The following is a 14,455-nucleotide window of genomic DNA, read 5'->3' on the forward strand; positions in this document are numbered from 1 at the left end:
CTCATAATTCAACCTATCCTGTAGTTACAGGAATGTTGTTACATGGAGCAAGGATGTCCATTTTACACATGCACAATGGGTACCCCTATGAGTGGGATATCGAAAAAGCCAGACAGAATTTGCACAAACATAGCGTCAGTTTTGAATTGGCCTGCGAAGTTTTTGACGACCGAGATATCCTTTCGGTCAGGGATTACACGGAGAACTACCAAGAAGAAAGATGGCAGCATCTTGGAAGGGTCAGAGGCTGCACGCTGCTGTTGGTTGTCAGCACCGACCGTGAAAATCGCATTCGAATCATCTCCGCCCGCAAAGCCGTGTCAAAAGAGATTAAGAGGTACGAGCAATGGTAACCAAGCAGCATCAAATTGATCGATTACTGCAGCTCAAAGATGAGGATATTAACTGCCAGGATGCTCCCGTTCTCTCGGATAATGAGTGGGCTACAGCGGAACGCGGTAGATTTTACCGTCCTCGTAAAGTGCAGAAAACAATACGCATTGATGCCGATGTAATTCACTGGCTTGAAAGCCAGGGTCCCGGCTACCAAACCCGTATTAATAAAATTCTTCGTGAAGCCATGATAAGTGACATTAAATGAAAAATTTCAGGCAGGTCTTTAACCTGCCTGAATAGCATCACATCAGCGCAATCACCTCATCACCCGGCCGGCCGCCGCCAAGCGCTTCATCAAAGTAGCGGCGCGGTACGGTAAACTGCAGCCGCTCAATCGCCAGATGCATGGCCCGGTCGTCAACCGCATGCGGCAAATCGTCAATGATATCCAGCGTAACGTCGCCGCCAATGGCCGTTAATCGCTCCTGAGCATCGACCGCATGCGTCAGCGGAATGGCTACGTCATTATCACCGTGGATCAGGTGGATGGTGGTGCGGGTGCTCGCTTTCTGCGGTAAAGCCGCATAGCGACCGCTGAAGGCCACCACCCGACCGGCCAGATCCGGGTGCCGGGCAACGGCCTCCAGGATCATCGTGCTGCCCTGGGCGAAACCGATCAGCGCGGTAGCTTCGGCACGGACGCCGCTCTGCTGCTGGCATTGACGCACGGCGTCGATAACCCCCGGCAGGGCTTCGGCAACGCTGCTCTGCTCCTCTTCGCTGCCCGATGCGCGATACCACTCATGGTCCGGCTCGGGGGCGCCAATACTGACCACCTGCGCCCGCGGGAAGGCTTTAGCAAACTCGGTACCGATCTGTGCCATCGCCGCCGGTTTATCCCCGGCTGCGTGAAACAGTAAAAACAGCTGAGTGGCCGGAAGCGACGGGCTATGTACTACAACGTGGTCGTATTTCATGGTGCTCTCCTTATTCGATAAGGCGATCATACGCCTCTTCACGCTGGAGAAAACGGCAGATTTTTGACAGAGATGTTGGATTTATTGCAACAAGATAACCCGCTGCTGCCAGCGCTGCGCCCGGTCAGCATCCGCTACCGCCAGCGCGGAGCGGGCTTCAGAACGCCACGCCAACAGCAGCGCTTTACGCCCGGCAAGGCGATGATGGCGGCAGATTTCAGCGGAGGACTGCCGCTGTAGCAGCGCGGCAGAGAGCAGCGGCGCGCGTTCCGGCATCAGCTGCGCCAGTCGCCCCAGCGCGGCCAGGCTGGCGTCAAACGGCCGGTGGGCCCAGGCAAACCCTGCCAGCTCGCGCCAGTCGTCCTCATCCAGATGGCAGTCGCCCGGCTGCGCGTTGAGCGGCAGCGCCTCGTCGTTCAACTGCTGACTTAACCAGTAGCCCTCTCGCTCCAGCCTTCGTTCTGCACGCGCCGTCAGCGCCCGACCGGCCTCGCTGAGCGGCAGGATCGCCATCGCCGTATAGCAGCCGCTGCTGGCTTCACGCTGGGTACCAAAGCGCACCAGCTGGAAGCCGCAGCGCTGCCAGAATCGCCACAGCTCGGCGGTGAAACCAAAGCTTACCGAGAGAAAATCCAGCCCCTCGCCCCGCTCGCGGCAGAGTGCGATCAGCCGCTGGCCGCAGCCCTGCCCGCGCCGCGGGGCGGCAACGGCAATCCGGCTGATGCGCCGCGATCGCAGCATTGCCGCCTCGGGCAGACCGGCATGCGCCGCCAGCGACTGCGCCACCAGATTGCCGCGCGGCCGACGATATCCGCCCCATACCGCCCAGGCCAGATCCGCCGACAGGCCGCCCTCATCGACGGCCCACAGCGCGCCCTGCACGGAGTTATTCTCTTCGGCTGCGGTAAAATGCATGCCCGGCGCGTCCATCATCCGGCGCAGATCCAGCGGCGAGGTACGATAGTGGGCACTGGTCAGCAGCCGATAGACGGCGGCCATGCGATCGGGCTGGTGCGTCCAGTCGTCCTGCTCCAGCGCCTGATAGCGCATGTCACCCGTAACAGCCGAAGGAGCGCCGTCGTCAAACAGCAGCGCCTCGGCTATCAGTTCTTCCAGCGGATCGTTTTCCGCCCAGCGCAGCGGCGCATCGAGCTTATAGTGCTTCACCCGCGGCAGCGCGGCGCAGAACTTGAGCAGGAAACCGCGCCCGGTCCCTTCATAGCCCTGTACGGTGGTGGTGAGCAGCACGCGGGGAAACAGGGCGACCAGCTGCCGCAGCAGCGGTGCGGGAATGGCGGCGGCTTCATCAATCAGCAGCCAGTCGGCCTGATGCAGCCCGGCTTCGGCCAGCAGGCGATCCGGGGCAATAAAGGCATAGTTTTCACCGGCAAATCCGGCCAGCACCGCCGTCGAAACTTTGGCAGGTGCAGTGACCAGACAGCGCCCCGGCCAGCGGGCAGCCAGCATCCCCGCCAGCGCGGATTTCCCGCGCCCGCGCGGTGCCGTCAGCACGGAGATGCCCGGTTCGCTGTGTAGTAATGCGCTGAGGATCCGCTGCTGCTGATGGCTGTCGGTGCGCCAGTCGGGAGTGTCAGGCAGCCGTGAGAGGCTCAGTGTCTGCTGCTGATGCCAGACCGCAACGCGGTCATCGGCCAACAGAAGATGCTGCAGGCGTCGCACAAAGCGCGTGCTGGCGAGGGGAGCGTCACTCTCGCTCCAGCGCTGTGCGTCGGCGTCCGCCTGAAGCGGCCAGCGTTGCCACTCCGGCACCAGCAGCAGCAGCCAGCTCCCCGCTTTCAGGGTGCCTGCCAGCGCGGCCAGCGCTTCCGCGTGAAATCCTGCGCGTGCATCAAAAACCGCGTGCTGAAATTCCCGCCCGAGCAGCGTGCGCATCGCGCCCGGCAGGCAGTTCAGTTCGCTACGCGGCGTTTCGCCCACCCACAGCCAGTCGCCGGGGAGCGAGTCAATCCAGACTGCCGCCTGCTGATCTGCCCACTCTGCCTCGCCGCTGAGCACCAGCAAGCGTCGCCAGCCCTGCCGCAGCAGCTGTGCGGTGGCTTCCGTTGCCGTCACCCGCGATCAGCCCGCAAAGGTGTTGCACTGGCCGGGATCGCCACTGTCGAAGCCCTTTTTAAACCAGCTGTAGCGCTGCTTCGACGTCCCGTGGGTGAAGCTGTCCGGCACCACGCGGCCCTGGCTTTGCTGCTGCAGGCGATCGTCACCAATGGCCTCGGCGGCGTTCAGTGCAGACTCCAGATCGCCGGTTTCCAGTACGTTTTCCTGCTGCATATAGTGGCCCCAGACGCCCGCGAAACAGTCGGCCTGCAGTTCCATTTTCACCGAAAGCTGGTTGACGGTTTTCTGGCTGGCACCCTGCTGCATCTGGCGCACTTTGCTGTCGATGCCCAGCAGGTGCTGAACGTGGTGACCCACCTCATGGGCAATCACATAGCCCTGGGCGAATTCACCCCCCGCGTGCAGTTTTGTTTTCATCTCATCGTAGAAAGAGAGGTCGATATAAACTTTGCTGTCGGCCGGGCAGTAGAACGGCCCCATCGCCGACTGGCCGCGCCCGCAGGAGGTGGACGTCTGGCCACGGTACATCACCAGCGTCGGTGGACGCCAGGTTTCGCCCATCTGTTTAAACAGCTGCTGCCAGGTGTCTTCGGTCAGTGCAAAAATGGTGCGGCTGAATTTTGCGGCTTCATCATCGTTAGCGCCTACCCGCTGCTGGCTGGCTGGCTGCGTTAATGAACTGCCGTCACCGGTGATTAACGGCGTTAAATCGTAGCCAAAGAAGCCCGCGCCCACCACGACCACCAGCAGGATAATACCGGCCTTGCCGCGCGGAAGCCGGATCCCGCCACCGCCTGCCGAACCGGACTGGTTACGGCGATCTTCCACATTGTCGCTCTCGCGACGTCCCTGCCAACGCATAGGCGGCCTCTTGTCTGTTAAGGGTCAACATACTGAATAAGTCGATTTTAGTCGGGCGGCAGGCGGAAAACCAGAAAAGTGAAGTTCAGGCAGGGATCATACAAAAGGCCAGGTAAACCTGGCCTTAAAGGACACTACGTTTTCAGGGGCTATCTTCCCCCGATGAGGCTTAGTCGAGCTTAACGCCCAGACGGGTTGCCACTTCTTCATACGCTTCGATCAGGCCACCCAGGCTCTGACGGTAGCGGTCTTTGTCCATCTTGTTCAGGGTGTCTTTATCCCACAGGCGCGCACCGTCCGGTGAGAACTCATCACCCAGCACCACTTCGCCTTTATACAGGCCGAACTCCAGCTTGAAGTCCACGAGGATCAGGCCCGCATCCGCAAACAGCTTGCTCAGCACGTCGTTGGCTTTGTAAGTCAGATCGCGCATCTTCGCCAGGTTTTCTTTGCTGACCCAGCCGAAGGTTTCGCAGTAGGATTCGTTGATCATCGGATCGTGTTTGGCATCGTTCTTCAGGAACAGGTCAAACAATGGCGGATTGAGGATCAGACCCTCTTCCACGCCCAGACGCTTCACCAGTGAACCGGCAGCACGGTTACGCACTACGCATTCAACCGGCACCATATCCAGTTTTTTCACCAGCGCTTCGTTATCCGACAGCAGGGCTTCCATCTGGGTTGGGATTCCGGCTTCCTGCAGTTTGGTCATAATGAAATAATTGAACTTGTTGTTAATCATTCCTTTACGATCAAACTGTTCGATACGCTCACCGTCCAGCGCTGACGTATCGTTACGGAATTCGAGTACCAACAGATCCGGGTTTTCGGTGCTGTAAACGGTTTTCGCTTTGCCGCGATACAACTCAGCTTTCTTTTGCATCTTGTTTAACTCCAACGTGTATCCCCTGAAAAATCGACGGGGTAGAGATCGGTTACTGTCCGGGCCGCCTGCGGCAACCCGCTAAAAATTTTCTGCCGGGCGAATTATATGTTCTGCGCGTAAAAAATCGAAGCAATCGTTTACGCAGCAGCAAATAAAAAGGCCGGGAGCGATTCCCGGCCTTCGGATTTACTTAAATGCCGCCTGGAAAACGGCGACCAGCGCGTCGTTTTGCGACTGCGTGAGCGGATGTCCTTTCGGATCGAGGAACTGCAGGCTGCTGCGGTTATCCAGGTCACCGACCTGAAGTTTGTAGCTACCGTTAACCAGCCCAGGATCTTTCGCACCCAAATCATCCCAGGTGCTACTGCCAGGCGCTTTATACGTCACGTTCAGGCTACCCTGCGAGCGGTTGCTGTCGGTCACTTCCATGCCTACACGCTTCAGCGTTGCCGGCAGGCGCTGCCATACGGCGTTGAATGGAGCACGAACGATCAGGTTTGGCAGGCCGGTATCATCGGCACCGCTCTGCACATCGATCTGAGTCACGCTGCGGTTTGCAGCGGCATCTTCACGCGTGGTTTCGATTTTATCCAGTTTGGTACTGATGTCGTTCAGCATCTGCGCGGTGTAGCGCTGAAGCTGGATCGGCGCAGTGACGCTTTTGCCTTCCTGCTCAAGCTCCAGCAGCTTGACGTTCAGCACCTGCTGATAGCCCTGCTGCTGCACGCTCAGCTGGTAACGGCCACGGTACTGATTATCTTCATCAGCACGGTTCCACTGTACCCAGTCGGTGGTCAACGTCTGGTTAGCGTCCTGACGATCGACAATCGGATAGTTGTAGGACTGCACGGCACTGACAATCTGTGGCCAGATCGAACCGGTGCGTGAATCCAGCAGCAGCGTTCCGGTATTACCGGCGAACTGGGTGCGGGTGCCGTTCATCAACGCCAGAGTCTGCGCCGGTGGACGAATATCCAGTTGCTTACCCACCTGCCCTTTATCGCTGACGTTCGGGATATCAAATTCACCGTTTTGCAGCGGCAGGATCATGCCAGCAGGTGCGTGCAGATCGCTAAGATCGGCTGCCTGCAGGTAGGATTCGTCACCGCTAACCTGACGCTTGTAACGCTGATCGTTAGAACATGCTGCCAGCAGCATCACTAACGACAGTCCCACCACTTTCGCGACCGTGGACTTTTGTACTGAGTAAGCCATCAATTCTCCCTAGATTTACAGCAGGCCGGCGTTTTTAAGAGCCTGCTCTACAACCGGACGACCGGCATCGGTCAGCGGCGTCATTGGCAGACGCAGCGTATCGGTTGCTATTAATCCTAACTTTTTCGCGGCCCATTTGACCGGAATAGGATTGGGTTCAACAAACAGCTTCTGATGCAGCTGCATCAGGCGCTGGTTAAGGCGGCGCGCTTCAGCAAAGTTACCCTGCTGAGCCAGAGCACAAAGCTCTGCCATTTCGCGCGCGGCGATATTCGCCGTTACGGAGATTATGCCGTGTCCGCCCAGATGCATGAAGTCCAGCGCTGTTGCGTCATCACCGCTCACCAGCACGAAATCTTCATCAACCAGCTCTTGGATCTGACTTACCCGTGATAAGTTCCCGGTCGCCTCTTTGATTCCGATAATATTTTTTATTTTCGCCAGGCGGCCAACGGTTTCCGGCAGCAGATCGCTACCCGTGCGCGACGGCACGTTATACAGCATCTGCGGCAGATCGGTGCTTTCAGCAATCGTTTTGAAGTGCTGATACAACCCTTCCTGCGTAGGACGGTTGTAATACGGCGTCACGGTCAGGCAGCCGACAACGCCGGATTTTTCGAAACGTTTAGTCAGAGAGACGCCTTCCGAAGTGGCGTTCGCGCCGGTTCCGGCGATGATTGGGATGCGGCCATCGGCCAGCTCCAGCGTCATCAGTACCACGTCGCCATGTTCGTCATGGCTCAGCGTGGCGGACTCACCGGTGGTTCCTACAGAAACAATTGCCGAAGTACCGCTGGCAACATGATAATCAATCAGTTTTTTCAGACTCGAACGGCAGACATTACCTTTGTCATCCATTGGCGTAACGAGTGCTACAAGACTTCCCGTAAACATTGGCGATCCCCTCGACAAACAAGTGCTTCATGGTACGTTTGACCGAGCATTAAAAGCAAGCGGACAAGGCGGCTCAAGCCCTTGTCAGCAGTTTTTTTTATGTTTACCTTATGGTTATTAGCATTTAGACAGGAAGCATGATTTTGCCGCAGCTACCCGAGCACCACCTGGTTATCACCGCACTTGGGGTTGACCGTCCCGGGATCGTTAATACCATTACCCGCCACGTCAGCAGCTGCGGTTGCAACATTGAGGACAGCAGGCTGGCGATGCTCGGCGAAGAGTTCACCTTTATTATGTTGCTCTCCGGCAGCTGGAACGCAATTACGCTGATTGAATCCACGCTGCCGCTCAAGGGAGCCGAGCTGGAATTATTGATTGTCATGAAGCGCACCGGTGCCGGTGCTCGGCCGCCGATGCCGGCCACCGTGTGGGTTCAGGTTGAGGTGGCGGATTCGCCCCATATTATTGAGCGCTTCACCGATTTGTTCGATACGCACCAAATGAATATTGCGGAACTGGCCTCGCGCACCCAACCGGCGCAGGATAATCAGCCACCGTTGCTCTATATTCAGATGACGGCACACAGTCCTGCCAGCCAGGATGCTTCACTTATCGAGCAGGCGTTTAACCGCCTGTGTACAGAACTTCATGCTCAGGGCACTATTAAGGCGGTTTCAAACCTCGGAGCCTGAATGGTCCGTCCACCACCGGGGAAAGAAACTGTTCTAATTAGCCCACAGCATAAATGATAAAAAACGGAGTGTAGTGATGAATCCACTGAAAGCCGGTGATATTGCACCGAAATTTAGCCTGCCCGATCAGGATGGCGAGCAAGTAAATTTGGCCGACTTCCAGGGGCAGCGCGTTCTGGTTTATTTCTACCCGAAAGCGATGACGCCGGGCTGTACCGTACAGGCGTGCGGACTGCGTGACAGCATGGATGAGCTGAAAAAAGCCGGCGTTGAAGTTTTGGGTATCAGCACGGATAAACCCGAGAAGCTCTCCCGCTTTGTTGAAAAAGAGATGCTTAATTTCACCCTGTTGTCCGACGAAGACCACGCGGTCTGCGAGCAGTTTGGTATCTGGGGCGAGAAAACCTTCATGGGGAAAACCTATGACGGGATCCACCGCATCAGCTTCCTGATTGGCGCTGACGGCAAGGTTGAGAAGGTCTTTGACGACTTCAAAACCAGCAACCACCACGATATCGTGATGGACTATCTGAAAACCGCGTGATTTACCGCGGCTGAAAATAGCAGATTATACGGGCGGGCCGTCATCACAAGGCCCGCCCGATCGCGGCTCTTACTCTTACTCTTTATAAAGCTCGTCCGGCCAGGCATGAACGACCGCTTTAATCAGCGTCGCCAGCGGAATAGCGAAGAAGACGCCCCAGAAGCCCCACAGCCCGCCAAAAATCACCACCGACAGAATGATCACCAGCGGATGCAGGTTCACCGCCTCGGAGAACAGCACCGGCACCAGAATATTGCCGTCCAGCCCCTGAATAATCAGATAGATGATCATCATGGTCCAGAAATCACCGGTCAGCCCCCACTGCCCCAGCCCCACGCCAATCACCGGGATGGTAACCACCATCGCGCCGATATAGGGGATCAGCACCGAGACGCCAACCAGCACCGCCAGCAGGAGCGCATAGTTCATGCCTATTGCCAGGAAGCCTATCCAGCTGGCAATACCGACCACCACCATTTCCAGCACTTTACCGCGAATATAATTAGAAACCTGCTGGTTCATCTCCAGCCACACCTGCCCGGCCAGCCCGCGGTTGCGCGGCAGCACCCGACGAATGGCGTTCAGCATCTGCTCTTTATCCTTAAGCAGGAAGAAGACCATCAGCGGCACCAGCACCAGATAGATTGCCAGCGTCATCAGCCCCACCAGCGAGGCCAGCGAATACTTCACCACCTGATCGCCCAGCCCGCTCAGCCGGCTGCGCAGGTTTTCCACCACGATATCAATGATGCCAACGTCCATCAGCGTCGGGAACCGCTCCGGCAGACGGGTCGCAAACTGGTAGAGCCGGGTCAGCATACTGGGCAGTTCGTGAGTCAGATTGATCCCCTGCTGCCAGGCAACCGGCACCACCACCAGCAGTAAAATCAGCAGCAGAGCGGCAAAGACAATCAGTACCAGCGTGGTCGCCCAGGTGCGGGAACATCCCAGTCGTTCGAGCCGAACCGTCGGCCACTCCAGCAGATAGGCCAGCACAATGGCCACCAGCAGCGGGGCCAGCAGGCCGTTAAAGAAAAACAGGATGCAGAACGTCGCCAGCAGAATGGCCAGCAGGGCAATGGCCTGCGGGTCGGTAAAACGACGGCGATACCACTGCAGTAAAAGTTCCAGCATAAGGAGTCCTTGCCTGGGAAAGATGAGGTGAGTGTAACTGAAACTCACCGCCCTCGCTGCTGAGCGGGGCGGGAGTCAATATCAGAACGAGGGAGAATGAACGACTTCCTGCTGCACGGCCGCTTTTTGCAGGGCTATGACCCGGTTACGACCGGCGTTTTTGGCCTGATACAGCGCTTCATCAGCCTGCTTAAAAGTATGTTCCATGGTTTTCATTTCCGGCGTCCAGAAGGCAATGCCAATCGAGATGGTAATACTGCCCACCCTGTCCAGCGCCAGGACTTCAATGCGCTGGCGTACCCGTTCGGCGATGGCCAGCGCGGTTTCACGATCGGTGGCGGGCAGGATCATCAGAAACTCCTCGCCGCCGTTACGGCAGATAACATCGGTCTGCCGCGCGCCGACTTCCAGCTGACGGGCGACGTTTTCAATCACATCGTCACCCACATCGTGGCCGAACGTATCGTTCACCCGTTTAAAATAGTCGATATCCAGCGCCAGTACGGCAAACGGCTGCTGCGTCGCGAGAAAATACTCCAGAACGGCATTCAGACCACGGCGGTTCAACAGTCCGGTCAGCGGATCGGTCTGAACTTCGCTCTTCAGCCGCCCAATTTTATCCTGCATCACGCCGATACCGGCCAGCATCGCCCGTTTAATCTGCGAAGCTTCATAATACCAGGAGCGGATGCCGCTAATTTCACGCGAGGCTTCGCTGGTATCCATGTGGCTGGCTTTACGGGCCAGCTGCCAGAGCGGCAGTGCGATGCGCTGTGCGAGGACCAGCGCGAGGATCAGCGTCAGCAGCGCAAACGGCACGGAGTGTTTCAGTACCTGCAACAGCAGGCTGTTAAGCGGAGCCAGCGTTGCGCCCTTGGGTTTCATCGCCACGATCATCCAGCCCGACGCCGGAACGATGGCGTAACCCGCCAGCATTGCCGGGCCGCCCTCATCGTTCAGCTGCAGGAAACCGTTGCTCTCTTTTTTCCGCCGATCGTCATCAATAATCGGCGGCAGGGTTTTACCAATCAGATTATGATCCTGATGATAGAGCACCTGATTCCCGGCATCCACCACGTAAAGCGAGGAGCCATCGCGGTAGAACTGTTCCCCCAGCAGGGCGTTAAGAATGCTTTTCTTTTTCAGATAAATAGAGCCGCCAACGTAGCCGAGATAGCCACCGGTTTTCGACCACACCGGCCAGGAGATAAACACCAGCAGATTATTGGCGGCGGAAATCGTCGGATCGCTGATCGTCGGCTTGCGCTGGGTCAGCGCCTGTCGGGCTGCGGAAGAGGTCAGCTTCATGCCTTTCAGCATCAGTGATTCCGGGGAGATGGCCTTCACCCAGCCGTTCGCATCAACAATCACCACCGAGTTGAAGCTGCTGGTTTGTTCACGCAGGCGATCGACTTCCTTCTGCAGCAGCGCGTCATTATCCAGCCCCCCTTCCAGCATTTTTGCGCTGTAGGAAAGCTGCGACTGAGCCAGCTGAAAAAACACTTCGGAAGTGGCGGCCAGCTTGGTGGCATAAACCCGGTTTGATTCCAGCGTATTCCCGATCAGCACATCACGCTGCACGCGCCAGCTGGCATACAGAGAATTCGCCAGCGTAATGACAATACTTGCCACGGCCAGCAGCGTGATCAGCGTGCGCAAATCCGTCTTAGGGCGCAATTGCCTTAACATGGATTCACCTTAGTGAATAATTTCATTTTTTTAGCGCCTTGTAGTTTTTATGCGCGTTTGTTAGAAAGTGCGAGATATGCCCTGGTAAAGCACGCTTCGATTGTACACCTCCCAGCTGTTTTGGGAATATTCTAACGCCCATGGCTTAAATTAATTGTTGGTAACGTCGTAGAGGATCCCGCACATCAGGCATTCCGAGCTCTGCCCAACACTTCACCCGGTTTTACCATTTCATTCGCCCCGGTCACTGGTTAAGATGTCGATGGGTGCGGAGTTTTCACCCCTTGCAGAACATTTCGGCATCCTGCCGGTCAAAAACTGGACGTCCTTGTTAGGGTTTACCTATGTTCAACCGATTGAAGAAAAGCCTGCTGACTTCGCTAATTCTCTCTCTGCTGGCTGGCGGTGTTACGCCGGTCTGGGCCGATGTCACTGACAATCTGCCGGATATTGGTACGACCGCCGGGGGTACGCTGTCGGTTAATCAGGAGCTGGCGATGGGGGATTTTTATGTTCGCCAGCTGCGGGCCAGCGCGCCAATCATCAACGATCCGTTAATGAATCAATATATCAATCAGCTCGGTCAGCGGCTGGTTGCCCATGCCTGGTCGGTAAAAACGCCTTTCCATTTCTTCCTGATCCGCAACGATGAGATCAACGCCTTCGCGTTCTTTGGCGGTAACGTGGTGCTGCATTCCGCCCTGTTCCGCTACAGCGATAACGAAAGCCAGCTCGCCTCGGTCATGGCGCACGAAATCTCGCACGTCACCCAGCGCCATCTGGCCCGGGCGATGGAGGAACAGCAGAAAAACGCGCCGCTGACGTGGGTCGGCGCGCTGGGTTCCATTCTGCTGGCAATGGCCAGCCCGCAGGCCGGTATGGCGGCGCTGAGCGGCACCCTGGCGGGTACTCAGCAGGGGATTATCAGCTTCACCCAGCAAAATGAGCAGGAGGCCGATCGCATCGGCATTCAGGTACTGCAGCGGGCAGGATTCGACCCGGAGGCGATGCCCGCTTTCCTGCAGAAGCTGGCCGACGAGTCGCGTTTCTCCTCCAAGCCGCCGGAAATCCTGCTGACCCACCCGCTCCCCGACAGCCGCCTGGCCGACGCCCGTAACCGCGCCAACCAGATGAAGCCGGTGGTGGTGCAGTCATCGCAGGACTTTTATATGGCCAAAGTCAGGGCGCTGGGGATGTTTTCTACCGGGCAAAATCAGCTGACCGAAGATTTGCTGGATTCACTGTCGAAGGGGAACAGCCGCGAGCAGGCCGCCGCGCAGTACGGCAAAGCGGTGCAGATGCTGGACGCCAAAAACTACGCCGGAGCGAAAAACATCATCGCCCCCCTGCTGGCGAAGCAGCCGGACAACGTCTGGTATCTGGACATCATTACCGATATCGATATCGGTCTGAACCAGCCGCAGCAGGCCATTAACCGTCTGGTGGCGATTAAAGCCAGCAACAGTAATCCGGTGCTGCAGCTCAACCTGGCGAACGCCTATGTCGAAGCGAAGCAGCCCGCCAACGCCAGCAAGGTGCTGTATCGCTATACCTGGGCCAATAAAGACGACCCGAACGGCTGGGATTTACTGGCCCAGGCGTCGGCGGCTCAGGGGCTGGCAGATGAAGAGCAGGCCGCACGCGCCGAAGGGCTGGCCCTTGCCGGTCAGCTGGATCAGGCCATTCGCAGCCTGAGCAGCGCCAGTTCTCAGGTGCCGCTCGGCAGCCTGAAGCAGGCGCGCTACGATGCCCGCATCGATCAGCTCAGGCAGCTGCAGGAACGTTTCCGTCAGTATCAAAAAAGATAATCAGGCAGGCCGACGCTGAAAGGCCGGGGGAATATCAATGAGTGAAGTTCAGATTTACCACAATCCGCGCTGTTCGAAGAGCCGTGAAACCCTGGCACTGCTGGAGGATCGCGGCATCAAACCGCAGGTGATTCGCTATCTGGAAACGCCGCCGGATGCCGCAACGCTGAAAGCGCTGATCGCGCAGCTGGGTTTCAGCAGCGCACGCCAGCTGATGCGCCATAAGGAAGAGGAGTACAGGGCCGCGGGGCTGGACGATCCGGCGCTGAGTGAAGACCAGCTGCTGGCCGCGATGATTGCCCAGCCGAAGCTGATTGAACGCCCGATCGTGGTAGCTAACGGCCAGGCACGAATCGGCAGGCCGCCGGAGCAGGTGCTGGAGATTATGTAACAGCGGGCATGATTACGTGCATTCAGGTGCTGGAGATCCTTCAATCGTCCGCCTCATTATGTGCACCGATGAGGCCGGCGAAGAAGGCCTCCGTCAAAAAGATCAGAGATCCAGCGCTTCCTTAACGAACGGAATGGTCAGCTTGCGCTGGGCGCTTATCGAGGCGCGATCGAGCTGATCCAGGGTCAGAAACAGCGTTCGCATCTCGCGATCCAGCCGCTTCAGCAGGAAGCGACCCACATCTTCCGGCAGCTCAAAGCCGCGCAGGCGAGCACGCAGCTGCAGTGCCTGCAGCTTATCTTCGTCTGACAAAGGCTGGAGCTTATAGATCTGTCCCCAGTCGAGGCGCGAAGCCAGATCGGGCAGTTTGAGATTGAGCTGGCGAGGGGGGCGATCTCCGGTGATCAGCAGGCGCGTTTTCCCGGTTTCAAGAATGCGGTTGTAGAGGTCGAAAATCGCCATTTCCCACGGCTCATCCCCGGCAATGCATTCGATATTATCGATGCAGATCAGCGCCAGCTGCTCCATGCCATCGAGTACCTCAGGGACAAACCAGGTGCGTTTATCCAGCGGGACGTAACCGACGGCTTCTCCGGCTGCGGAAAGTTCAGCGCAGGCCGCATGCAGCAGGTGACTTCGCCCTCCCCCTTCCCGCGACCAGAAGTAGAAGTAACTGCCGTGTTCCTGATGCAGAGCACTCTGCAGCGCGGCCAGCAGGGACGGATTCTCACCAGGCCAGAAGCTGGCAAAAGTCTCGTCATCGGGCAGATAAAGTGGCAGTGAAAGCTGTGCCGGCGTGTTCAGAATCACCTCAGGGTTTACGCTTGCAAAAATCACGAAAAGTTTAACACAACTCATCGACGATCATGAAACGTAAAGCCATTTGCCGGATCGGCTCCTTTTGGCTGGATCGACGGTTGCCGCTGCGGACGATCAAAATATACTGGGA

General features: G+C 57.4%; 15 protein-coding genes. 6 read left to right on the forward strand and 9 right to left on the reverse strand.

The window, feature by feature from the left end; all coding sequences use genetic code 11:
- The first annotated feature begins 53 nt into the window (after positions 1 to 53).
- Together PGH32_RS12395 and PGH32_RS12400 are read left to right on the forward strand one after the other, a co-directional pair.
- Positions 54 to 353 carry a BrnT family toxin gene (locus tag PGH32_RS12395; protein ID WP_337894169.1) on the forward strand — a complete coding sequence of 100 codons (300 nt, stop codon included), beginning with the start codon at positions 54 to 56 and terminating at the stop codon, positions 351 to 353.
- Positions 347 to 601 (forward strand): BrnA antitoxin family protein, encoded by a 255-nt coding sequence (locus PGH32_RS12400; RefSeq protein WP_314422989.1) that lies wholly within the window; start codon positions 347 to 349, stop codon positions 599 to 601. Before PGH32_RS12395 ends, PGH32_RS12400 begins: the two co-directional genes overlap by 7 nt.
- 37 nt (positions 602 to 638) lie before the next feature.
- Here PGH32_RS12400 and ypfH read toward each other — a convergent pair whose 3' ends face one another.
- The 6 genes from ypfH to dapA form a co-directional block, all read right to left on the reverse strand.
- Positions 639 to 1,313, reverse strand: coding sequence for an esterase (gene ypfH / locus PGH32_RS12405; RefSeq protein ID WP_337894170.1), 675 nt, complete (start codon positions 1,311 to 1,313; stop codon positions 639 to 641).
- An 81-nt stretch (positions 1,314 to 1,394) separates the two neighbouring features.
- Positions 1,395 to 3,386, reverse strand: coding sequence for a tRNA(Met) cytidine acetyltransferase TmcA (locus PGH32_RS12410; protein WP_337894171.1), 1,992 nt, complete (start codon positions 3,384 to 3,386; stop codon positions 1,395 to 1,397).
- 6 nt (positions 3,387 to 3,392) lie between these two features.
- Entirely contained in the window at positions 3,393 to 4,250 is an 858-nt protein-coding gene (gene ypfJ / locus PGH32_RS12415; RefSeq protein ID WP_314422980.1) for a KPN_02809 family neutral zinc metallopeptidase, read from the reverse strand.
- 169 nt (positions 4,251 to 4,419) lie between these two features.
- On the reverse strand, positions 4,420 to 5,133 hold the full coding sequence (purC, locus tag PGH32_RS12420) for a phosphoribosylaminoimidazolesuccinocarboxamide synthase (RefSeq protein WP_314422978.1): 714 nt from the start codon (positions 5,131 to 5,133) through the stop codon (positions 4,420 to 4,422).
- Between the two features lie 189 nt (positions 5,134 to 5,322).
- On the reverse strand, positions 5,323 to 6,351 hold the full coding sequence (gene bamC, locus PGH32_RS12425; RefSeq protein WP_337894172.1) for an outer membrane protein assembly factor BamC: 1,029 nt from the start codon (positions 6,349 to 6,351) through the stop codon (positions 5,323 to 5,325).
- A 15-nt stretch (positions 6,352 to 6,366) separates the two neighbouring features.
- A complete protein-coding gene (gene dapA / locus PGH32_RS12430) occupies positions 6,367 to 7,245 on the reverse strand; it encodes a 4-hydroxy-tetrahydrodipicolinate synthase (RefSeq protein ID WP_314422973.1) in 879 nt (292 codons plus the stop codon).
- A gap of 137 nt (positions 7,246 to 7,382) precedes the next feature.
- Here dapA and PGH32_RS12435 point away from each other — a divergent pair, with 137 nt between their 5' ends.
- Positions 7,383 to 7,940 (forward strand): glycine cleavage system transcriptional repressor, encoded by a 558-nt coding sequence (locus tag PGH32_RS12435; protein WP_314422970.1) that lies wholly within the window; start codon positions 7,383 to 7,385, stop codon positions 7,938 to 7,940.
- 76 nt (positions 7,941 to 8,016) lie between these two features.
- Complete coding sequence (gene bcp, locus PGH32_RS12440) at positions 8,017 to 8,484, forward strand: thioredoxin-dependent thiol peroxidase (protein ID WP_314422967.1); 468 nt, start codon at positions 8,017 to 8,019, stop codon at positions 8,482 to 8,484.
- Positions 8,485 to 8,559: 75 nt separating this feature from the next.
- Here bcp and PGH32_RS12445 read toward each other — a convergent pair whose 3' ends face one another.
- Together PGH32_RS12445 and PGH32_RS12450 are read right to left on the reverse strand one after the other, a co-directional pair.
- Complete coding sequence (locus PGH32_RS12445; protein WP_337894173.1) at positions 8,560 to 9,618, reverse strand: AI-2E family transporter; 1,059 nt, start codon at positions 9,616 to 9,618, stop codon at positions 8,560 to 8,562.
- An 81-nt stretch (positions 9,619 to 9,699) separates the two neighbouring features.
- Entirely contained in the window at positions 9,700 to 11,307 is a 1,608-nt protein-coding gene (locus tag PGH32_RS12450; RefSeq protein WP_337894174.1) for a sensor domain-containing diguanylate cyclase, read from the reverse strand.
- 344 nt (positions 11,308 to 11,651) lie between these two features.
- Between PGH32_RS12450 and PGH32_RS12455 the strand changes: the two genes are divergently transcribed.
- Positions 11,652 to 13,115, forward strand: coding sequence for a beta-barrel assembly-enhancing protease (locus PGH32_RS12455; protein WP_337894175.1), 1,464 nt, complete (start codon positions 11,652 to 11,654; stop codon positions 13,113 to 13,115).
- 37 nt (positions 13,116 to 13,152) lie between these two features.
- A complete protein-coding gene (gene arsC / locus PGH32_RS12460; RefSeq protein WP_337894176.1) occupies positions 13,153 to 13,506 on the forward strand; it encodes an arsenate reductase (glutaredoxin) in 354 nt (117 codons plus the stop codon).
- A gap of 102 nt (positions 13,507 to 13,608) precedes the next feature.
- On the opposite strand, the gene hda is transcribed toward arsC, so the two are convergent.
- Entirely contained in the window at positions 13,609 to 14,316 is a 708-nt protein-coding gene (gene hda, locus PGH32_RS12465; protein WP_123335939.1) for a DnaA inactivator Hda, read from the reverse strand.
- Positions 14,317 to 14,455 lie beyond the last annotated feature (139 nt).

The sequence above is a fragment of the Erwinia sp. SLM-02 genome, assembly GCF_037450285.1.
GTDB lineage: Bacteria > Pseudomonadota > Gammaproteobacteria > Enterobacterales > Enterobacteriaceae > Erwinia.